This is a genomic window from Roseovarius gaetbuli (assembly GCF_900172365.1).
GTDB lineage: Bacteria > Pseudomonadota > Alphaproteobacteria > Rhodobacterales > Rhodobacteraceae > Roseovarius > Roseovarius gaetbuli.
In genome coordinates, this window is sequence record NZ_FWFJ01000003.1 from 69,361 (window position 1) to 91,296 (window position 21,936).

At 61.5% G+C, this 21,936-nt stretch carries 18 protein-coding genes; 5 read left to right on the forward strand and 13 right to left on the reverse strand.

What is annotated here, in order from left to right; all coding sequences use genetic code 11:
* Nucleotides 1–26 precede the first annotated feature (26 nt).
* The 3 genes from gltX to ROG8370_RS02545 all read left to right on the forward strand — a co-directional run bounded on the left by gltX (nt 27) and on the right by ROG8370_RS02545 (nt 4,038).
* Nucleotides 27–1,439, forward strand: a complete 1,413-nt coding sequence (gene gltX, locus ROG8370_RS02535) for a glutamate--tRNA ligase (RefSeq protein WP_085825511.1) — start codon at nt 27–29, stop codon at nt 1,437–1,439.
* Between the two features lie 74 nt (nt 1,440–1,513).
* A complete protein-coding gene (gene gltA, locus ROG8370_RS02540; protein ID WP_085825512.1) occupies nt 1,514–2,809 on the forward strand; it encodes a citrate synthase in 1,296 nt (431 codons plus the stop codon).
* Nucleotides 2,810–3,072: 263 nt separating this feature from the next.
* The gene (locus tag ROG8370_RS02545) at nt 3,073–4,038 is read left to right on the forward strand and encodes a calcium-binding protein (RefSeq protein ID WP_085825513.1); all 966 of its coding nucleotides are present in this window, start codon (nt 3,073–3,075) and stop codon (nt 4,036–4,038) included.
* Between the two features lie 58 nt (nt 4,039–4,096).
* Here ROG8370_RS02545 and ROG8370_RS02550 read toward each other — a convergent pair whose 3' ends face one another.
* From ROG8370_RS02550 to ROG8370_RS02600, 11 genes are all read right to left on the reverse strand, one after another.
* Nucleotides 4,097–5,158 carry a hypothetical protein gene (locus ROG8370_RS02550; protein ID WP_085825514.1) on the reverse strand — a complete coding sequence of 354 codons (1,062 nt, stop codon included), beginning with the start codon at nt 5,156–5,158 and terminating at the stop codon, nt 4,097–4,099.
* Entirely contained in the window at nt 5,155–5,460 is a 306-nt protein-coding gene (locus ROG8370_RS02555) for a hypothetical protein (protein WP_085825515.1), read from the reverse strand. The genes ROG8370_RS02550 and ROG8370_RS02555 overlap by 4 nt, the downstream gene beginning before the upstream one ends.
* 20 nt (nt 5,461–5,480) lie before the next feature.
* The gene (locus tag ROG8370_RS02560; protein WP_370738321.1) at nt 5,481–6,260 is read right to left on the reverse strand and encodes an enoyl-CoA hydratase-related protein; all 780 of its coding nucleotides are present in this window, start codon (nt 6,258–6,260) and stop codon (nt 5,481–5,483) included.
* A gap of 74 nt (nt 6,261–6,334) precedes the next feature.
* Complete coding sequence (locus ROG8370_RS02565) at nt 6,335–6,787, reverse strand: cytochrome c-type biogenesis protein (protein WP_085825517.1); 453 nt, start codon at nt 6,785–6,787, stop codon at nt 6,335–6,337.
* Nucleotides 6,784–8,757 (reverse strand): heme lyase CcmF/NrfE family subunit, encoded by a 1,974-nt coding sequence (locus ROG8370_RS02570; protein WP_085825623.1) that lies wholly within the window; start codon nt 8,755–8,757, stop codon nt 6,784–6,786. Before ROG8370_RS02570 ends, ROG8370_RS02565 begins: the two co-directional genes overlap by 4 nt.
* A gap of 76 nt (nt 8,758–8,833) precedes the next feature.
* On the reverse strand, nt 8,834–9,403 hold the full coding sequence (locus tag ROG8370_RS02575) for a holin family protein (RefSeq protein WP_085825518.1): 570 nt from the start codon (nt 9,401–9,403) through the stop codon (nt 8,834–8,836).
* A complete protein-coding gene (locus tag ROG8370_RS02580) occupies nt 9,397–10,005 on the reverse strand; it encodes a holin-associated N-acetylmuramidase (RefSeq protein ID WP_085825624.1) in 609 nt (202 codons plus the stop codon). The genes ROG8370_RS02575 and ROG8370_RS02580 overlap by 7 nt, the downstream gene beginning before the upstream one ends.
* Nucleotides 10,006–10,065: 60 nt before the next feature.
* Complete coding sequence (gene ccmE, locus ROG8370_RS02585; RefSeq protein WP_085825519.1) at nt 10,066–10,512, reverse strand: cytochrome c maturation protein CcmE; 447 nt, start codon at nt 10,510–10,512, stop codon at nt 10,066–10,068.
* A gap of 15 nt (nt 10,513–10,527) precedes the next feature.
* Entirely contained in the window at nt 10,528–11,556 is a 1,029-nt protein-coding gene (argC, locus tag ROG8370_RS02590; protein ID WP_085825520.1) for an N-acetyl-gamma-glutamyl-phosphate reductase, read from the reverse strand.
* A 98-nt stretch (nt 11,557–11,654) separates the two neighbouring features.
* Nucleotides 11,655–12,467 (reverse strand): glutamate racemase, encoded by an 813-nt coding sequence (locus tag ROG8370_RS02595; protein ID WP_085825625.1) that lies wholly within the window; start codon nt 12,465–12,467, stop codon nt 11,655–11,657.
* Between the two features lie 151 nt (nt 12,468–12,618).
* The gene (locus ROG8370_RS02600) at nt 12,619–16,041 is read right to left on the reverse strand and encodes an indolepyruvate ferredoxin oxidoreductase family protein (RefSeq protein WP_085825521.1); all 3,423 of its coding nucleotides are present in this window, start codon (nt 16,039–16,041) and stop codon (nt 12,619–12,621) included.
* Between the two features lie 170 nt (nt 16,042–16,211).
* Here ROG8370_RS02600 and ROG8370_RS02605 point away from each other — a divergent pair, with 170 nt between their 5' ends.
* Nucleotides 16,212–17,120, forward strand: a complete 909-nt coding sequence (locus ROG8370_RS02605; protein ID WP_085825522.1) for a LysR family transcriptional regulator — start codon at nt 16,212–16,214, stop codon at nt 17,118–17,120.
* A 260-nt stretch (nt 17,121–17,380) separates the two neighbouring features.
* On the opposite strand, the gene ROG8370_RS02610 is transcribed toward ROG8370_RS02605, so the two are convergent.
* Both ROG8370_RS02610 and ROG8370_RS02615 read right to left on the reverse strand, forming a co-directional pair.
* Nucleotides 17,381–18,511 (reverse strand): M24 family metallopeptidase, encoded by a 1,131-nt coding sequence (locus ROG8370_RS02610; RefSeq protein WP_085825523.1) that lies wholly within the window; start codon nt 18,509–18,511, stop codon nt 17,381–17,383.
* A complete protein-coding gene (locus ROG8370_RS02615) occupies nt 18,508–19,539 on the reverse strand; it encodes a pyridoxal-phosphate dependent enzyme (protein ID WP_085825524.1) in 1,032 nt (343 codons plus the stop codon). Before ROG8370_RS02615 ends, ROG8370_RS02610 begins: the two co-directional genes overlap by 4 nt.
* 228 nt (nt 19,540–19,767) lie before the next feature.
* Here ROG8370_RS02615 and purL point away from each other — a divergent pair, with 228 nt between their 5' ends.
* Nucleotides 19,768–21,933, forward strand: coding sequence for a phosphoribosylformylglycinamidine synthase subunit PurL (gene purL, locus ROG8370_RS02620; protein ID WP_085825525.1), 2,166 nt, complete (start codon nt 19,768–19,770; stop codon nt 21,931–21,933).
* Nucleotides 21,934–21,936: the final 3 nt, after the last annotated feature.

Below are 21,936 nucleotides of genomic sequence, written 5' to 3' on the forward strand. Positions count from 1 at the left end.
TCGTTACCGAAAGGTTAATCTTGCCCATGTCCCAACAGGTCGTGACCCGTTTTGCCCCTTCGCCCACCGGCTATCTTCATATCGGTGGTGCGCGCACGGCGCTTTTCAACTGGCTGTTTGCGCGCGGTCATGGCGGCAAGTTCTTGCTTCGGATCGAGGATACCGATCGCGCGCGCTCGACCCCCGAGGCGACGCAGGCCATTCTTGACGGGCTTGCCTGGCTTGGGCTTGACCACGATGGCGATGTCATAAGCCAGTTCGAGCGCGCCGATCGCCACCGCGCCGTGGCGCTTGAGATGCTGGCGGCCGACAAGGCCTATAAATGTTACGCGACTCAGGATGAAATCCAGACCTTTCGCGACACCGCCCGCGCCGAGGGCAAATCCACCCTGTTTCAAAGCCCCTGGCGCGACGCGAGCCCCGACATGCACCCCAAAGACGCGCCCTATGTGATCCGCATCAAGGCCCCGCGCGAGGGCAGCACCGTGATCCACGACAAGGTTCAGGGCGATGTGACCATTCGCAATGATCAGCTGGACGACATGGTGCTTTTGCGCGGCGATGGTAACCCGGTCTACATGCTTGCCGTGGCCGTCGACGACCATGACATGGGCGTCACACACGTGATCCGTGGCGATGACCACCTCAACAATGCCGCGCGCCAGATGATGATATATACGGCGATGGGCTGGCCGCTCCCGGTCTATGCGCATATCCCGCTGATCCACGGGCCGGATGGCAAGAAACTGAGCAAACGCCATGGCGCGCTTGGGGTCGAGGAATACCAGAAGATGGGCTATCCGGCGGCGGGGATTCGCAACTACCTGGCGCGGCTTGGCTGGGGCCATGGCGATGACGAATTCTTTAGCGATGAGCAGGCCAAGGCCTGGTTTGAACTTGAGGGAATTGGCAAGGCCCCGGCGCGGCTCGATTTCAAGAAGCTGGAGAATCTCTGTGGCCAGCATATTGCGGCCATGCCCGATGCTGCAGTGCTGCATGAATTGAGTGAATTCCTGGCTGTAACCGGTCAACCGGCCCTGAGTGCGGAAAAACTGGCGCTGTTTTCCGAAGCTATGTATTGCCTCAAAGAACGCGCGAAGACCTTCCCGGAACTGCTTGATAAGGCGCAATTTATAATGGTTGACCGCCCCATTCAACCAGACGAGAAAGCCGCAGCGCATCTCGATTCTGTATCCCGTGGTATACTGAGCGAATTGACGCCGCAGTTGCAAAATGCTAGGTGGAAGCGAGACGATCTGGAAGCTTTGGCAAACCAATTCGCCGAAGACCATGGAACGAAGTTCGGCAAGCTGGCCGGCCCGCTTCGGGCGGCGCTTGCGGGGCGCAGTGCGACACCCAGCGTGTTCGACATGATGCTGGTTCTCGGGCGCGACGAAAGTATCGCCCGGCTGACCGACGCAGCCTCTGGTGGGTCTTAACCCTCTGGCAAGGCTTTTACGTTTATCCAGTCCCCGGGCCGCAGGCTACGCGGACGTTGAGAGGGAGAACCCTGATGGCAGAAGGCACACGATCCGCGAAGCTAGAGGTTGACGGCAAGACCTATGAGCTTCCTATTTTCTCGCCGACGGCGGGCCCCGATGTGATCGACATCCGCAAGCTCTACGCACGGGCGGGCGTGTTCACCTATGATCCCGGCTTTACCTCGACCGCGTCCTGCGACAGCACGATCACCTTTATCGACGGCGACAAGGGCGAGCTTTTGCACCGCGGCTATCCGATTGATCAGCTGGCCGAGAAATCGCACTACCTCGAAGTCTGCTATCTCTTGCTTTACGGCGAGTTGCCGAGCCCTGCACAGCTTGAGGATTTTGAAGGCCGGGTCACCGGCCACACCATGATTCACGAGCAAATGATGTATCTTTTCCGTGGCTTCCGCCGCGATGCTCATCCTATGGCGATCATGGTGGGCGTGGTTGGCGCGATGTCGGCCTTTTACCATGACAGCACCGATATCAATGATCCCTGGCAGCGCGAAGTCGCCTCGATCCGGATGATTGCAAAGATGCCGACGATTGCGGCGATGGCCTATAAGTATACCATTGGCCAGCCGTTCGAGTATCCGCGCAACGATCTGGATTATGCGTCGAACTTCCTGCGCATGTGCTTTGCCGTGCCGGCTGAGAATTACGAAGTGAACCCGATTCTGGCGCGCGCCATGGACCGGATCTTTACGCTGCATGCCGATCACGAGCAGAACGCCTCGACCTCGACCGTGCGGCTTGCGTCAAGCTCGGGGGCGAACCCGTTTGCCTGTATCGCAGCGGGTATTGCCTGTCTCTGGGGCCCGGCCCATGGTGGCGCCAACCAGGCCTGCCTTGAGATGCTTCAGGAGATCGGCACGCCCGACCGCATCCCGGAGTTCATCGCCCGCGCGAAGGACAAGAATGATCCCTTCCGCCTGATGGGCTTTGGTCACCGGGTTTACAAGAACTTTGATCCGCGCGCCAAAGTCATGAAGCAATCGGCGGACGAGGTTCTTGATCTGCTCGGGGTGGAAGACAACCCGATCCTTCAGGTCGCCAAGGAGCTTGAGAAAGCCGCCCTTGCCGATCCGTATTTCTCGGAGAAGAAGCTGTTCCCGAATGTCGATTTCTACTCCGGCATCATTCTTGAAGCGATGGGCTTTCCGACCTCGATGTTCACCCCGATCTTTGCGCTGTCGCGCACGGTTGGCTGGATTTCGCAGTGGAAGGAAATGATCGGCGACCCGCAACTCAAGATCGGTCGCCCGCGTCAGCTTTATAAGGGCGAGACCCTGCGCGACTATGTGGATATCGAGAATCGCTAACGCCTGATCTACTAGGTGACAGATAGGTCCGAGCCTCAGGCTCGGGCCTTTTTTTGTGCCAGCTCCCGCCTTGGCTCTGTTTACCACATAGAAACAATACCCTTAGCGATCAGGTATTGTTGCGCCACATTGTTGTGCCTGCCATCGCAGGTTGCAGTGAAGGACGTTTGTTTTCATTACCAGGATTCTGCGCAAAGGTTAACAATAAGTTAACGGATGTTATTGAAATCCGCGTGTGTTTAACGAGTCTGGGGGGACTTGAAATGTATGGAATGATTTTGCTTGGCCTATTGGCCAGCATCACACTTGGTGCGTTTATTATTGATGAAATTGACGACAACGACGACAACTCGACACCTGCGCCAGACGATAGCGCCTCGGGTGATGATACGATACCGGTAGACGATGACAGCACTGCGGGTGGCGACGATACCGCGCCCGGCGGGGATGACAGCGTTGCAGGCGGCGACGATACGGCGCCCGCCGGTGATGACCGCAACGTCATCGGCGGCACCTCCGGAAACGATAGTATCACCGGCCTTTTGCAGGGTGACCGGATTTCCGCCTTCGAGGGCGATGACGTGATTGCCGCAAGCGGTGGCAGCGATCAGGTTTTTGCCGGTGCTGGCGATGACATCGTCGCAGGCGGCAATGTGAACGACACCATCTTTGGCGGTCCGGGCGATGACATCGTGATTGGCGGCGCGGCGAATGACCTTGTTCAGGGCAACGCAGGTGATGACATTGTCATCGGGGTCAATATCGGGATCGGCAATGAAACCGTTGACGAGCTGATCGCGCGGGGCCTGACTTCTCAAGAAACGGTTACAGAAACCGATGCTTTCGGCCTGCCCGACGCGGGTCAGGATCAGGATGGCGATGACACCCTGCTTGGCGGCAGTGGCGATGAGCTTTTTCTGCTTGGCGGCAATGATGTCGCCACCGGCGGGCCTGGCTTGGATGAGTTCGTGCTTGGTGATTGGTCCCCTGAGGGCAGCAGCGCGACGATCACCGACTATGACCCGGCGGTTGAGATGATCTCCTATGTCTACACGCCGACCGGTGATACCGCCCCCGTAGTTAGTGTCGCCCCCGATGCGGCCGGCAACACGGTGGTCAGCGTCGATGGGCAAGAGGTGGCCGTGGTCAACGGCGCCGGCGCGACGCTGAGCGCCAGCGACATCACCCTGATCGAGCGGCCACCGACGATTGTCGACACCGCCGCCTGATCAACGGTCTGCAACAGAACGCCCTGCGTCAGCGCGCGGGGCGTTTTTGCCTTCTGCCCTAGCCCGGCGCCAACCCTGCGCCGATCACCGCGCCAAGCACAAACGCGCCCAGGACCACCGCAGCGGAATAGGCCAGAAGTTTGCCAAAGGAATAGGGTCGCTCGCCAAAACAGCGCCCGTCGATGCCCGACACGACAATGCGCTTGGGTTTGCCGCCATAGTGGTAATGCAAAATCCAGAGCGGCAAGAGCACCCGGCGAAACCGTATGTCCGACGTTTGCGCCCGATAGGTAACCTGATTGACGTTACCGCCAATCTTATCGCGGATGCGCTTTTCGATCTTTACCTTTAAGTCCCGCCTTAGCGCGGTAAGCCCCTCCGAGACCCGCGTGCCATGCAGCTCTGCGGCGAAACCGGCAAGGTATTCCGGCCGATAGGGGCGAAGCCAGTTGGGGTCGAACCCATGCATGATCCCGTCGCGCAGGGCGGGCGTCACATGATCCGAGGCGGCGATGATCACATCATCAAAGTTCATGAAAAGATGGCCCGACACCATTGTCGAACGCGCATTCTTGCCACGGCCCGATCGCTTGGCCCCGGTATAGTCAATCGCCTTGCTGGCATCGAATGTCCAGAACGGCGCATAAACCGCCGCCAGATGCCCGTCCTGGGCCCGCGTGGCAAGGTCTGACGGGGCGGCCCATCGGCCATGCAGCCAAGCGGCCATCTTGTCCATGACCTGATTCCGCGAATTTCCAAACGGGATAAGCCCCGAGGGCACGAAATGCGCATGCCCGCCGAACAGGACCACAGCCCCGTCGCAATAGGGGCACCGCTCCGAGACGGCGCGCCCGACAAAGACAACCTCGCCGCCGCAGGTCTCGCAGCGATGCGCGTGGTCAACCTCGGGCGGCTCGGCTTCCCAATCGCTTGGGTCATAGGCCTGTTCAAGGCGCGGATCGGGGTGGGCCTCATCGGAGATCGCGCTTTCGGTGCCGCAGCTGTCACAGCGCAGGCCGCCGATCTCGGGCACATAGTGCCGCTGACCGCCACAGACCGAACAGAGCAGCGCCGCCTGAACCGCGTCGAAACGGTCCGCTATGCGGGTCGGGACGGTCATTTATCCGACGCCGCGATCATCGCAACCGCCTCGATCACGATCCGTCCGCGCGCCATCATCCGTTCGCTCGCCCCGTCAAGATCGCCGGTCTTGGCCCAATCGCCAAAGAAACTGCCGCAATAGGCGGTCAGAACCACCCAGATTGCGACAATGGACCAGCCGCGAAGGGTGCGCAGAAGGCTTGGCGACTGCGCGCGCATTTCGCTTTTGGCCTCGAGCACCTCAAAGAATTTACGCGCGGGCCAGACCCCGATCACGGTCAGGCTCAGGATCGCCAGAGCTGCGTAAGTCAGCGTCTCCATTCAGGCTCCTGTCGCGGGGGTTAACGCCCTTCGAATTGCGCCGGGCGCTTTTCCAGAAAGGCCATCACACCCTCTTTGAAGTCGCGCGATTGCCCGCAGGCGCCCTGCAGTTTCGCCTCAAGGTCAAGCTGAGCGTCCATGGAATTGTCCCAGCTGCCGCGAATGGCGGCTTTGACATGGCCATAGGTCTGGGTCGGGCCCTGCGCCAGATGCGCGGCGCGGGCCTGCCAGTGGGCGTCAAAGGCGTCATCTGCCACCGCCTCCCAGATCATGCCCCAATCGCTGGCCTGTTGCGCGCTGATCGGTTCGGCAAAGAGGGCGGCGCCCATGGCCTTGGCGGTGCCCATCTGACGCGGCAGGAAATAGGTGCCGCCCGCATCCGGGATAAGGCCGATGCGGGTAAAGGCCTGAAGGAAATAGGCGCGCTCAGAGGCGATCACCACATCGGCCGTAAGCGCAAGGTTGGCCCCTGCTCCCGCCGCCGGCCCGTTGACCGCGCTGATGGTCGGCACCGGGCAGTCGGTGATCGCGCGCAGCATCGGCACGTATTCGTCGCGCAGCACCCGCTCAAGATCAAGCGCCGTGGCATTGCCACCATCGCTCAGATCCTGGCCCGAGCAGAACGCCTTACCATTGCCGGTCAGCACCAGGACGCGCGCATTGCGCCCGCCGTAGGTGACGGCATCGGTGATCTCGGCGCGCATGAGCGTGTTGAGCGCGTTCATCTTGTCGGGCCGGTTCAGGCGCAGGGTTGCGACGTCTGCGTCGATCTCAAGGGTGATGGTCTGATAGTCTTTCACGGGTCCCGCCTCCGGCATAAATGGTCAGGCGCATCAAAGCGCAGCACAGGCCCCGCGCCAAGCAAAACCGAGCGTCACTCTTTGAGGATTTCACGCAGCCGGTCTTCCTCGGCCTCGCTCAGCTGTGCCACATCGGTCTCCGGCGTGGTTGAGCGGCGGCGCAAATAAATGCCGCCAAGGATCAACCCGGCCCCGAGCATCAACGGCCCGGCCAGCCAGAGCAGGATATTCGCCCCGCCGGCGCGCGGCTTGAGCAGGACATATTCGCCGTAACGCTCGACGATGAAATCAACGGTTTCCTCGTTGCTGTCCCCGGCCACAAGGCGTTCGCGCACCAGAAGGCGGAGGTCGCGGGCAAGCTCGGCGTGGGAATCGTCGATGCTTTCGTTGCGACAGACCAGACAGCGCAGGCCGGACGAAATATCGCGCGCCCGCGCCTCAAGCGCCGGATCATCCAGCATCTCATCGGGTTGCACCGCCCAAAGCGGCGCGGCCATCAGGCAAAGCACAAGGATCAGCCGTTTCATTCCGCAGGCACCCCGGTTGCAGGTGCGCGTCGTGCGCCCGCCGCCACGCGGTAACGCCGGTCCGTGAGCGACAAAAGTCCGCCAAAGGCCATCAGCAAAGCGCCACCCCAGATCCAGTTCGCCAGCGGCTTGTAATAGCTGCGCACGGCCCAGCCCCCGCCCTGTTGCGGATCACCGATCACCACGTAGATATCGCGCAAAAAGCCGTTGTTCAGAGCCGCCTCGGTGGTCGGCATCTGGGCCACGGGATAGTTGCGTTTTTCCGGGTACATGGTGGCGATTTCACGGCCCTCTTCGCTTAAGGTGAAGGTGGCCTTTGTGGCGATGTAGTTAGGGCCGTTCAGCCGCTCCACCTTATCAAGCCGAAGACCGAAACCCGCGATTTCAAGGTCTTCGCCGACCTTGAGCACGCGAATATCCTCGACCTGCCAAGCCATCATCGCGGCAATCCCGGCCATGGTCACGCCAAGGCCCGCATGGGCCACCGACTTGCCCCAATCGGCGCGCGGCAGCCGCGTCATGCGGCGCAACCGCTCGCCCACGGCACCACGCCCGGTGCGTGACCAGATATCAACCGCCGAGCCGCCGATAAGCCATGCGGCAAAGAACAGACCCACCGGCCCAAGCGCCGATTTGCCGCTCTGCATGGTCCAGGCCAAGGCGGCGATGGCGACGGCAAGGGCAAACACCCCGCGCAACTGTCGCAAGACGCGGCCAAGGGTGGCGCGCTTCCATGACATCATCGCGCCGACCGGAAGGACCAGCCCCAAGAGCACCATGAAGGGCGTGAAGGCCATGTTGAAAAACGGCTCGCCGACCGAGAGTTTGCGATCAAACGCCATCTCGGCCACCAGCGGCCAGATCGTGCCAACAAAGACCACAAAGGCCGCGACCGCCAGCAGGATATTGTTGAGCAGCAGCATCGATTCGCGGCTTACAAGGCTAAAGACGCCCTTGGCCTGCATCACGTTGGCCCGCGCCGCAAACAGCGTCAGTGCGCCCGCCATGAAGACCGCGAGGATCGCCAAAAGGAACACGCCACGCTCGGGGTCGGTGGCAAAGGCATGCACCGATGTCAAAACGCCAGAGCGGGTGATGAAGGCGCCAACCATCGAGAACCCGAAGGCGATGATCGCCAGCAGGATGGTCCAGCTTTTCAGGCTTTCGCGCTTTTCCACCACGATGGCGGAATGCAACAAGGCGGCGGCAATAAGCCAGGGCATGAAGCTTGCGTTCTCAACCGGGTCCCAGAACCAGAACCCGCCCCAGCCCAGCTCGTAATAGGCCCACCAGCTTCCAAGTCCGATGCCGATGGTCAGGAACACCCAGGCCGCCAGCGTATAGGGCCGCACCCATCGACCCCAGGCCGCATCGACGCGCCCCTCAATCAGGGCGGCGACGGCAAAGGAAAACGTCATCGAAAGGCCGACATAGCCGAGATAAAGGAACGGCGGATGAAACGCCAAACCCGGATCCTGCAACAGCGGATTAAGGTCATTGCCGTCAAACGGCGGAACGGCCATGCGCAAAAACGGGTTTGATGTCAGCAGAATAAAGGCGAAAAACGCCACGCCGATCATCGCCTGCACCGACAGGACGCGCGCCTTGAGACTTGGGGGAAGGTTGCTTCCGAACCATGCGACGGACGCCCCGAACAGCGCCACGATCAGCACCCAAAGCAGCATCGAACCCTCGTGATTGCCCCAGACCCCGGTGATCTTGTAAAGCATCGGCTTGGCGGTATGGCTATTCAGAACCACCAGTCGCAGCGAGAAATCAGAGGTCACAAAGGCCCACATCAGCGCGCCAAAGGCCACGCCGGTCAGCAAGAGTTGGATCGTTGCGGCAGGTTCGGCAACGGCCATCCAGCCGGGCCATCGTTTATAGGCGCCAATAAGCGGAATGGTCGCCTGAAAGCAGGCCACCAGAAAGGCGAGGATAAGGGCGAAATGTCCGAGTTCTGTAATCATGCCTTGAGTATAGGGCAGGCCTGCGCGCGGGCCAATCGTAATCGCGCGCGCGCAGTGTTCACATTGTCGCGGGGGCCTAGGCGCGGCGGCGGCGCCAATCTTCAAGCGCGGGATTGTCGGCCGGGGCCAAGGCCGCAAGGCTTAGCGGCGCATCGGGCCGGGTTTCGGCCATGCCGGGGCTATCGGCGCGCAACTGCCGCAGGGCGGTGATGGTTTCGGCCACCTGCGGCGCGCGTGCGATGGTCGTGGCGATCGAGCTCTGAAATTCCTGCCCCTTGGTCTGATAGCGGGCGCCGAAATAAAAGCTGACGATTGCCCCCAAAAGCCACCAGAGCGGTTCGGGCACAAGCGACAGCCCCGTCATGCGCTCGCCAAACCAGAGCGGATCGACCATCGCCGCCACAAAAAGGCCAAGCGTGCCAAGCGCCATCGCCGGGCGCGGAATCCGGTTGAGCCCGTCGATAAAGCGATCAAATCCGCCCCGATCCTGAATCTTGAATTCGCCCGCCATCTGTTCAAGCGCGGCCCGCTGTGTTTCTGTGCTGCGCTGATCGGCGGCCTCGGCGTTGACGCGAAACACCTCTGCGGTTTCGCGCACGACGTTGGTGCCGCCGCCAAACAGCGCCCTCAAAATATCAATTACCATGCTGCCACCCGTGCGTTGAACTCTGCCGTGCTAAGATGAAACCGGGGCGCGATGAACTCTTCCGCCCGCCTGATCCAGCCGCCTTTGCCGCCTGCGCGCGTGCGCGCGAACTTGCGGCTTGCGGGGCGGCCATCGACAAGGCGGAAATAGTAATTGCGCCGCGCGATACCATAAGCATCGGCGATATGATCGGGCGCGGTGCGGGTTGCGGCCTCGGCCGCGCTCACGGTCTGCGGACCGATCAATCCGTCGATATCCACCTCCTGCCCCATTTCACGCAAAAGCCGCTGCAGGATTTTCACCGCGTTGGCACCCGCGTTGACATACATGTCAAAAACGCTGGCCTGAAGCGTGTCCGGAAGGCGCGCGATACCGGGCTGGTGATAGTAGTGATCAATGAATATCCTGATCGCGTCTTCGCGGCTCAGCGCGCGCACGTCGCCCGCATCCACCACCCCGTCATGGGTCAGGTCCAACCCGAGGCGACGCATCGTGTGGATGGTCACGCCAAACTTGGTGGCACCCCCCGGATCATCGGGATCGTTGACATAGCCGCCCTCGCGGGCGACGATTTCTGCTGCGATTTCTGTGACTGTCTGCATGAGCCCCACCTTTTGCACATCTCGTGCAGAAGGCTGGGCCATGTTTGGTTAACAGCGCTCTTAGCTACCGTTCGGGTCCTTGTAGACGCCTTGCGCCTTGAGGGCATCAACCACCTCTTTGGGCATATAGCTTTCGTCGTGTTTGGCGAGGATTTCAGAGGCCTCGAACACCCCGTCGCGATAGCTTCCGGTGCCAACCATGCCTTGGTTTTCCTCGAAAAGATCAGGCAGCACGCCGCGATAGGTCACCGGAACGATGCCATTGCCATCGGTCACGTTGAAGCTGATCACCTCGCCCTCGCCGCGCTTGAGGCTGCCGTCTTCGACAAGTCCGCCAATGCGAAACACTTCATTGGGGCCGGGCGGTTCTGCCAAGACCTGCGTCGGCGCGCGGAAAAAGTTGATACCGTCGCGCATGCCATAGCCAATCAATGCCGTCGCCGCCAAAAGGGCAACCGCAGCAATGGCAACAACCTGAATGCGGCGCTTTTTCTTGAGAGATTTCATGGCTCTATCCCTGATTTACGGAAAGACCGGGGCCAGCATGAGCCCCGCAGTCTCTTGCTCACCTAACATCAGATTCGCATTTTGCAAGGCCTGACCGCTTGATCCCTTGGTCAGATTGTCGAGCGCCGCAATCACGATCACCCGGCCCGCAATGCGATCCGCGACCACGCCGATATGGCAAAAGTTGCTGCCCCGGATGTGGCGGGTGCTGGGCGCCTCGCCCATCGGCAGTACGGTGAGGAACGGCTCGCCCTGATAGGCGGCTGCGAGCATGTCATGGATCACCTGCGCCTCGCCCCGCACATAGCCGGTGGCGAGAATCCCGCGGTTTGCCGGGATAAGATGCGGGGTGAACTGAATATGAACCGGGCGCCCGGCGATCGCCGAAAACTCCTGATCAAACTCGCCCAGATGGCGATGCGTGCCGCCGACCGCATAGGCGTGATAGCCCTCGGAGAGCTCTGCATGCAGCAGGTTTTCCTTAAGCGCGCGCCCCGCGCCGGACACCGCGCATTTGAGATCGAGAACGATTTCATCAAGATCAATCACCCCGGCCGAAATCAATGGCCGCAGGATATATTGCCCCGTCGCCGCGTTACATCCCGTGCCCGCCACAAGCCGCGCGCCCGCGATCTCGTCCCGGTAAAATTCGGTCAGCCCATAGACCGCCTCTTTCTGAAGCTCGACGGCGGCATGCGGGTTGCCGTACCATTTTTCATACTCCGCCGGATCGCGCAGCCGGAAATCGGCGCTCAGATCGACGATCTTGAGGTCGCGCGGCAGGGCGCTGATGACCTCTTGGCTGGTCTTGTGCGGCAGCGCGCAAAAGCACAGATCGATGGTCGAAAAATCAATCTGTTCGATGGTCACCATATCCGGCAGATCAAGGTGACGCAGATGCGGAAACACCTCGGCCATGGATTGGCCCGCCTTGGAATTCGCGCCGAGGGCGGCGATTTCCATGCTGGGATGGGTCGCGATCAGCCGGACAAGCTCTGCCCCGGTATAGCCGCTGGCGCCAAGAATGGCGATCTTATGGGTCATGGGTGACCTCGCTTTCAAATCTCAATGGAAGAAGTAGATCGTTTCACGCGACCTCGCAATGCGGCCAAATGCTCGTCCGCCCTAACAGTCGGCCTTGCTCAGGCGGCCTCAAAGGTGATCTGTCGTCGCAGGAATTGCGTGGCCCGCGACGAGACCCGTTTCGGATCGCCCGTGGTCAGAAACTTTGACACCTCGCCCGGCCCCACCATTTTGGGGTGACGGATAAGATAGTCGGCAAGGCTTTCGGCCACGAGATTGGCCTGGCTGTAGACCGCCACATTTGGCCCGAGCGCATCCTGAAACGTATCCTGCATAAGCGGATAATGGGTACAGCCCAAAATCGCCGCCTCCGGCTCTGGCATCTTGCGGCTCAGCGCATCCACATGGCTGCGCACAAGGGCCTCGGCGAGGATCATGTCGCCCTCCTCGATTGCATCGACAACGCCGCCACAGGCCTGCGCCTCGACATCGACACCAATCGCGCGGAACGCCAACTCGCGCTGAAACGCGCGGCTGCTGACGGTTGCGGGGGTGGCAAAAAGCGCCACATGTTTCACGGCCACTTCGCGGGGCGGAGAATTGTCGCCCCATTGCCGTTCGGTCAGCGCCTCGATCAGCGGTACAAAGACGCCAAGCACGCGCTTGTCGGCGGGCACCCAGGATTCCTGCATCCGCCGCAGCGCCGCCGCCGAGGCGGTGTTGCACGCAAGGATCACAAGGTCACAGCCCGCCTGAAACAACCGATCCACCGCCTTGGTGGTCAGGTCATAAACGTCATCGGCGTCGCGCACCCCGTAAGGCGCATGGGCATTATCGCCGAGATACACCAAGGGCAGATCCGGAAGCCGCTCGTGCACCGCATCCAGAACCGTCAACCCACCAAGCCCGCTATCGAAAATCCCTACCGCCATTTGCCGCCGCCCGCGTTTGTTGATCAAAGCCCAACCCGAGGAGCAAAGGACTCAGCGGGTTTGGCGATAACTCATACGTCTTGCTCGGTAAAAACGCCATGAGGGATTTCGCAGCGCCCGCATTCCCGCGCGCGCGATGGCTTGCCGATAGTCACTCCGCCGCCTGCGCCAGTGGCGTGCCCCCGGTGCGGATCACCGCAAGAAGCTCTTCGCGGCGCTTGGCGGCCTTGGCCTCATTGGCCTCTTTCACCGGACCAAAACCGCGGATCGACAGCGGCAGTTCGGCCAGCGCGATGATCGCCTCGCGGGTTGCCTCGCTCAGCTTGGGCAGAACCTCATTCATATCCGCCTCGTATTGCTTGATCAAAGCGCGCTCCATCCGGCGTTCCTTGGTGCGCCCGAAGGGATCAAGCGGCGTGCCGCGCAGGCGTTTGAGGCGGGCCAGGATGCGGAACACCCGCAGAATTCCGGGGCCGAATTCGCGCTTAACCGGGCGACCGTCAGCCCCGATCTTGGACAAAATCGGCGGAGCAAGGTGGAACTTCATCTTGAAATCATTGCCAAATTCGGCGCGCGCCTTATCGGCCGTTTCAAGGTGCAGGCGCGCAACCTCGTATTCGTCCTTATAGGCCAAAAGCTTGTGATAGCCCTTGGCGACGGCCTCTTTCACCGCCTTGTCGCCAATCCCCGCCAGCCGCTTTTCATAGCGCTTGGCAAGCCCCTTGCCCTGATAGGCGCGCAGGTGATCGGCGCGAAAGGCGATCTTTTCGGCCAGTTTTTTGGTTTTTTGCACCACATTCGGCGTCAGCACCGTGGCGACATCGCCGGGGTAAAGCGCCGCCCAACGGCCAATTTCAAAGGCGCGCAGGTTCTTTTCCACTGCCGCGCCGTTGAGGGTGATTGCCTGTGTGATCGCCTCGTGGCTGATCGGCAAAAGCCCGCGCTGCCAGGCGGCGCCAAAGATCATCATATTGGAATAGATCGAATCGCCCATCACCGTCTTGGCCAGATCAGAGGCATCGAAAAGCTGCACATCGTCGCGAAGCCGGGCCTCAAGCGACAGTTCAAGCCGGTCCGTAGGCAGCTGAAACTCGGTGTTGCGGGTGAAATCGCCGGTGATGATCTCGTGACGATTGACCACCGCGCCGGTGCGCCCGGCGCGCGTCAGGCCAAGGGTTTTCGCCCCCGCGCTGACCACGAGATCACCACCGATCAAGGCGTCACATTCACCAGTTGCGACCCGTATCGCATTGATATCGATTGGACTTTCTGCAAGACGGCAATGGATATGCACCGCGCCGCCCTTTTGCGCGAGGCCGGCCATTTCCATCATGCCCGCGCCCTTGCCATCAATCTGTGCCGCCTGCGCAAGCACCGCGCCGATGGTCACGACCCCGGTGCCGCCAACCCCGGTGATCACCACGTTATGGGTGCCCTTGATCGCGGGCAAGGCGGGCATCGGCATATCCGGAAGGACCAGATCGGCGGTCTGATCCTTGCGGATCACCGCGCCTTCAAGCGTGACAAAAGAGGGGCAGAAGCCCTTGATACAACTGAAATCCTTGTTACAGCTCGACTGATCAATCGCGCGCTTGCGGCCAAGTTCGGTCTCGACCGGAACGATTGAAACACAGTTGGATTGCACCCCGCAATCGCCACAGCCCTCGCAGACATCGGTGTTGATGAACACGCGCTTGTCCGGGTCCGGAAACAGACCACGCTTGCGACGGCGGCGCTTTTCGGCGGCGCAGGTCTGGACATAAATGATGGCCGAGACGCCTTCGATGTCCTCGAACCGCTTCTGCACTGCCATCAGCTTTGATCTCTCAAAGCAATCAACACCTTGCGGGAAAGACTTAAGGTCGATCTCTTCCTTTTCGTCATAGACAATCGCAAGGTCTTTGACACCCATGGCGCGCAATTCGGCAGCAATGCGCGGCGCGTCAAGGCCGCCGTCATTGGCCTGACCACCGGTCATCGCCACGGCGTCATTGTAGAGGATCTTGTAGGTCATCGTCGTGCCCGCCGCGAGGGCGGCGCGGATCGCCTGCACGCCGGAATGGTTATAGGTGCCGTCGCCAAGGTTCTGAAACACGTGACGGCGCGTGGAAAACGGCGCTTCGCCGATCCAATTAGCGCCCTCGCCCCCCATATGGGTAAAGCCGGTGGTCTCGCGGTCCATCCATTGTACCATGTAGTGACAGCCGATGCCGGCATAGGCGCGCGCGCCTTCGGGCAGTTTGGTGCTGCTGTTATGCGGACAGCCCGAACAGAAATACGGCAGGCGGGTCGCAATTTCCTCGGCGTTGTCATTGCGCCGCGCCTCGGCCAAGGAGGCCAGCCCCGCCTTGATACGATCGGTGCCGCGCCCCTCTTCCACAAGGATTTCACCAAGCTTTTCGGCGATCAGGATCGGGTCAAGCGCGCCGCGCGTCGGGAAAAGCTCTGGCCCGTGCATTGAGCCGGCACCGCCGCCCTTGTGCCAGCCATAAACCCGCCGCCCGTGACGGTCGTTAAAGATCGCCTCCTTGATCTGCACCTCGATCAGCTTGCGCTTTTCCTCGACCACCACGATCAGATCAAGCCCCTCGGCCCAATCGTGAAAGCCGCGCATATCAAGCGGAAAGGTCTGGCCGATCTTATAGGTCGTAAGGCCAAGCCGCTCGGCCTCAGCCGCGTCAATGCCCAAAAGATCAAGCGCATGCACCAGATCAAGCCAGTTCTTGCCCGCCGCCACGAACCCGATCTTGGCGCCGGGCTTGCCCCAGATGCGCTTATCCATCTTGTTGGCATGGCTGAACGCCTCGGCGGCAAAGCGTTTGTGGTCGATCATCCGCGTTTCCTGATCGTGCGGCGTGTCGCCAAGGCGGATGTTCAACCCGCCCTCGGGCATCTCGAAGTCGGGAGTGACAAGCTTCATCCGGTCGGGGCGGCCATCGACCACCGACGTGGCCTCGACCGTGTCCTTCATGGTCTTGAGCCCGACCCAAAGCCCGGAAAACCGCGACAAGGCATAGCCATAGATGCCGTAATCCATGATTTCCTGCACGCCGGCGGGGCTGACCACGGGCATATAGGCATCGACCATCGCCCATTCGCTCTGATGCAGCACGGTCGAGGATTCGCCGGTGTGATCATCGCCCATGGCCATCAGCACGCCGCCATGTTTCGAGGTGCCCGCCATATTGGCATGGCGCATCACATCGCCAGAGCGGTCAACACCGGGGCCCTTGCCGTACCAGAGGCCAAAGACGCCGTCATATTTGCCCTCGCCGCGAAGCTCGGCCTGTTGGCTGCCCCACAGGGCGGTCGCGGCGAGATCTTCATTCAGGCCTTCCTCAAAGCGCACCTGCGCCGCCGCGAGATACTTGGCGGCACGATTCATCTGCATGTCCACCGCCCCAAGCGGCGAGCCGCGATAGCCGGTGACGTAGCCCGCCGTATTCAACCCCGCCGCACGATCCCGCGCCGATTGCATCAGCATAAGCCGCACAAGCGCTTGTGTGCCGTTCAGCAGAATGGGTGATTTTTCAAGATCGAACCGGTCGCTCAGCGATACCTGTTGCTTGGTCATGTCGTGCCTCCCTGAGGGTTGAGGACTCTGCCACAATATACAGCGATATTAGGTCATAAATTATGACCTACCAAGAGGAATTTCATAAAAAAATCATTGACGCTCTATAATCCTTTACCGGTTTTCTGCTATTGCGTGACGGGCGCGCATATCCTCAGAAAGTTAGTGTAATGGATTGGGACAAGCTTAGAATCTTTCATGCCGTGGCCGATGTTGGAAGCCTGACACACGCGGGCGATCAGCTTCACCTGTCGCAATCTGCGGTCAGCCGCCAAATTCGCTCGTTGGAAGAGTCGTTGAATGCCACCCTATTTCACCGTCATGCCCGCGGGCTGATTCTCACGGAACAGGGCGAATTGCTGTTTGATGCCACCCGCGCCATGCTCAAGCGGCTTGACGCCGCCACCGCCCGTATTCGCGACAGCGAGGAAGAGGTGTTTGGCGAATTGCGCGTCACCACCACGACCGGTTTCGGCACGCTTTGGCTGGCGCCGCGTCTGGCAAAACTCTACGAGAAATATCCCGACCTCAAGATCGACCTGATGCTTGAAGAGCGCGTGCTTGACTTGCCGATGCGCGAGGCCGACGTTGCCATCCGCATGAAAGAGCCAAGCCAGGCCGACCTGATCCGCAAGCGGTTGATGAGCGTGCACATGTGCCTTTATGCGACCCCCGGTTACCTTGAATCCCACGGCACCCCCGAGGCGATCGAGGACCTGCATGGCCATCGCCTGATCTGTCAGAACCCAAGCTCGGCGCAGGTCGGCGCCGGAGCCATGCTTGTGAACGAGCTGATGACCAATGACATTCAGTCGATCCTGACCGTGAACAACTATTTCGGCGTGCTTCAGGGGGTTCTGCACAATCTGGGAATTGGCGTTTTGCCCGATTACCTGACTCGGGATTTTCCCAATCTGGTGCGGGTCCTGCCCGACGTGCAATCGGTCGAAGTGCCGGTTTTCCTCGCCTATCCAGAAGAGTTGCGCCAATCCAAACGCATCTCCGCCTTTCGCGACTTTGTTCAGGAAGAGATTTTCACCTACCGTAAGCTGTTGAAAGAACAGGCTCTTAGCGTGTAAAATAGGCAGGTTCCGCACCAGCTATGCATTTATCGCATGGCGGGCATGCTGCACCTGCGGCATTATTTCCCTTGATTGGGCGTAAGCGCGCCCTTAATTCCGGTTCATGACAGTGATAGCCGAAAGGTTGGTCACTATCATACCTCCCTGTTGGACTTCGGCCGAGCTTAGTGCTCGGCCTTTTTTTTGCCTGCACGGAATTTGGGCGGTTAGGCGGATGCTGCTGCTTGCGCGGGCATCCGGGCCTCTGCGGGCCGTGTTCAGATCACCGCAAGATCACGCCCGGCAAAGGGCGAGAGCCTGCGCGGCGCGCCATCGGTGATCACGATATTCTCTTCATGCACCATGATCCGTCCCGGAGCGAGATCAACCCCCGGCTCAAGCGTGATCACCATGCCAGGTTCAAGCAGCGTCTGATCCCCCGCCGTAAGCGACAGCCCCTCGGTCAACTGCATGCCAAGCCCATGCCCCAGGCGCCCGGCCGCCTCGCCGCCGCCGACGATATCGGCCATGGCGCGCCAGACATCGCTGGCCCGCGCCCCGGCGCGCGCCGCGCCAAACCCAGCCTCTGTCGCCTCAATAAGCCGGTGATGCGCGCGGTTCTGCGCCTCGGTGGCATGGCCAATCGCGAAATTGCGGTCGTAATCGCAAAAATACCCGTCCCAAACCGCCCCGGTATCCAGCATAAGCACATCGCCCGCCGCCAGCGGCAGATCCGAGGCCGACGAAATCACATCGCCGTAGCCCTCTGGCCCGGCCCCGCCTGCTAGGTAGGGCACCCAATCGGCGCCCTCTTCCAGCAACAGGCGCTGAAAGTCGCGAAACACCTGCGAGAGCGGCACGCCGGGCGCGGCAATCTCATGCGCGCGGTCAAAGGCGCGCCCCGCACACCCGCAAATATGCCCGATCTTGTCGATCTCGGCCTCTGATTTCACCGCCCGGAGCGCCGCCACAATCCCTGCATCGTCGCGCCACTCAAGCGCGCTTGCCTGCTTGACGCGCTCAAAATCCGCCAGCGGCATGCGCAGATGGCTCTCCGGCCCCGAGGGTACCCCCACCGGGCCACCAATCTCGCGCAGGGTTTCAGCCAAAAGCGACACCCCGTCATCCTCGGGGCGCGGCGCGGGCCAGGTGCGGATGTCGCTGATCCAGGTCTGTGCCATCAAGGCCGCGCCAATCGACGGGATCACCGCCACCGGCGCGCCCATGCGTGGCACGACAAAAAACCAGGGGCGGCTCGGGCTTTCCCAGAACCGCGTGAGATAACCGGTAAAATAGCGAATTTCAGGCTCGGTGGTCAAAAGGATCGCGCCAAGGCCCGCCCTCTCCATCGCCGCCTGCGCGCGCGCCAGACGCGCCTCGTATTCGCCCCGCGCAAAGCCGCGTTTCACGCCTCGGCCTCTTCGCTGAGAATGCACAGCACCCGCGCCTCGGCGGGCAGGTCCATCGCCTTCATCGCCGCGATTCCGGCCGCGCCCGATTGCGTGCTCGCCGCCCCCTGCGCGGCCAGCTCCGGCAGGATAGCGTCGGCCTCGGCGTCGGTGATGGTCACGAAAAGATCAGCGTCGCGCGCCAACCCGGCCAGTGCAATCAACGAGGGCACCTTGCAATCCAGCCGCCCCATGTTGGACACCGGCCCGCTTGCCTCCACGGGTTTGCCGTCACGGATGCTCGCCAAAAGGCCCGGCGCGCGATCGGGCTCGACAACCACGATCTGCGGCGCGTCGCCCCAGACATGACGGAACCACGCCGCACAGGCCCCCGCCAGCCCGCCAACCCCGGCCTGCAGGAAAATATGCGTCGGTGGCGTCGGCATCTGGCGTGCTGCCTCTTCGGCAAGCGCAAGATAGCCCTCCATAAGGCGGTGCGGTATCTCGAAATACGCGGGCCACGAGCTGTCAGACAAGAGCGTCCAGCCGTTGGCATCCGCCGCGCGCGCCGCGGCGGCCATGCTGGCCTCGTATTCGGGACCCTCGCGCACCACCTCGGCGCCCTTGGCGCGCAACCGTTCGGCAAAGCCCTCCGGCACGGTCTCAGACAGGTAAATCACTGCTCGCGCCCCGAACAATTTCGCGCCCGCTGCGACGGAAAGCCCGTGATTACCGGCACTTGCGGTCACGTAGACCTGCCCGCTCAGCGCCTTTGACATATCCTCGGCCCCGGTCTCGGCGGCGGCATGGGCAATCACATAGGCCGCTCCAAGCGCCTTGAAACTGCCAAGCGCCATCCGGCCACGCTCGTCCTTGACCCAGACCTCGGGCGTAAACCCGGTCAGTTTGACAAGCGCGGTCTCGCCCGCCGCCGGACAGCGCCGCAAAAGCCCTGTTACAGCCGCTGCATCGACACTTGGCATCGGCGCTCCGGCCAACACAGCCTCCGGCAGGCCCTTGCCCCGCCACGGATTTTCCAGAGTTTCCATGTGACCGCTCCCCTGTTGCATTGACGCGCAGGCAACGGCATATTTTTCCCAAGGTCAAGGCACCATGCCCGCCCCCGGCTTCTTCTTGCTCCAAATATCCCCGCCGGAGGCTCCCACACCGGCCACAGGCGCACAGGCCTGCGGATCAGCGCACTTCGCCCCCTTCCCCCTGCCCCGTGCTTGCTTTAAAGAAGCGCGCAACCGCACCATTCAGGGGATTCCAGTCACATGCAGGAACCGGCAATCACGCCCGATCTGATCGAGGCCCATGGCCTTAAACCAGACGAATACGCTCGTATTCTAGAGATTATCGGCCGCGAGCCGTCCTTCACCGAGCTGGGCATCTTTTCGGCGATGTGGAACGAACACTGTTCCTACAAATCCTCCAAGAAATGGCTGCGCACCCTGCCGACCACCGGCCCGCAAGTGATCTGCGGCCCCGGTGAAAACGCCGGCGTCGTTGATATCGGCGACGGTCAGGCGGTGATCTTCAAGATGGAGAGCCACAACCACCCAAGCTATATCGAGCCCTACCAAGGCGCCGCGACCGGCGTGGGCGGCATTCTGCGCGATGTCTTCACCATGGGCGCGCGCCCGATTGCCTCGATGAACTCGCTCAGCTTTGGCGATGTCGCCCATCACAAGACCCGCCAGCTTGTGCATGGCGTGGTCGCCGGTGTCGGCGGCTATGGCAACTGTTTCGGCGTGCCCTGCGTGGGAGGCGAGGTGCGCTTTGATCCTGCCTATAACGGCAATTGCCTTGTGAATGCCTTTGCCGCCGGTCTGGCCGATGCCGACAAGATCTTCTATTCCGCCGCCTCTGGCGTCGGCATGCCGGTCGTCTATCTCGGCGCCAAGACCGGGCGCGACGGGGTCGGCGGCGCCACCATGGCAAGCGCCGAATTTGACGAAAGCATCGAGGAAAAGCGCCCCACCGTTCAGGTCGGTGATCCCTTCACCGAAAAGCGCCTGATGGAGGCCACGCTCGAATTGATGGCGACCGGCGCGGTGATCTCTATTCAGGATATGGGCGCGGCGGGTCTGACCTGTTCGGCCGTTGAAATGGGCGACAAGGGTGGACTTGGCGTCAAGCTGCAACTTGATCACGTGCCGCAGCGCGAAGACAACATGACCGCCTATGAAATGATGCTCTCGGAAAGCCAGGAACGCATGCTGATGGTGCTGCGCCCCGAGCTTGAGGCCGAGGCCCGCGCCGTCTTTGACAAATGGGACCTCGATTTCGCCATCGTCGGCGAGACCATCCCCGAAGACCGTTTCCTGATCATGCAGGGCAATGAGGTCAAGGCCGATCTGCCGCTGGCCACGCTGGCCGGCAGCGCGCCGGAATATGACCGCCCTTGGGTCGCCACCGCCCCCGCCACGCCGCTTGACGATGACGCGGTGCCCCAGATTGACGCCATCGACGGGCTGCGCGCGTTGATCGGCTCGGTCAACTACTGTTCGCGCGAATGGGTGTACGAGCAATATGACACGATGGTCATGGCCGATACCGCCCGCGCGCCGGGCCTTGGCGGCGGGTTGATCCGCGTGCATGGCACCGACAAGCTCTTGGCCTTCACCAGCGACGTGACCCCGCGCTATGTGGCAGCAAACCCCTACGAGGGTGGCAAACAGGCGGTGGCCGAGGCCTATCGCAACCTTTCGGCGCTTGGCGCAACGCCGCTTGCCTCGACCGACAACCTCAATTTCGGCAACCCCGAAAAGCCCGAGATCATGGGCCAGTTCGTCGGCGCCCTCAAAGGCATCGGCGAAGCCTGTAGCGCGCTTGATATGCCGATCGTGTCGGGCAATGTCTCGCTTTACAACGAGACTGACGGCGCCGCGATCCTGCCGACGCCGACGATTGGCGCGGTGGGGCTTATTGCCAATGCCGATCTGGCGATCACCGGCGAGGTCCGCGACGGCCATGTGGCGCTTGTGCTGGGCGAAACGGTCGGCCACCTTGGCCAATCGGCGCTGCTGGCCGAGGTCTTCAACCGCATCGAGGGCGATGCACCGCCCGTCGATCTTGCCGCCGAGAAACGCCACGGCGATTTCATCCGCGCCAATCACGCGCTGATCAGGGCCTGCACCGATCTCTCGGATGGCGGGCTTGCCCTGGCCGCCTTCGAGGTGGCCGAGACCGCAGGTGTCGGCGTTCACCTCGACAGCGGCGACACGGCGACGCTCTTTGGCGAGGATCAGGGCCGCTATCTGATCGCCTGTAACTTCGATCAGGCCGAGGCGCTGATGATTGCCGCCGGACAGGCCGGAGTATCGGTTCATTCGGTGGGCAAATTCGGCGGTAACATGGTGAAGTTCGGCACGACCGAGGCGCCGCTGGCCGAGCTTTCGGCGATCTATCGCAGTGCATTCGGCGAGACCTTCGCCTGATCA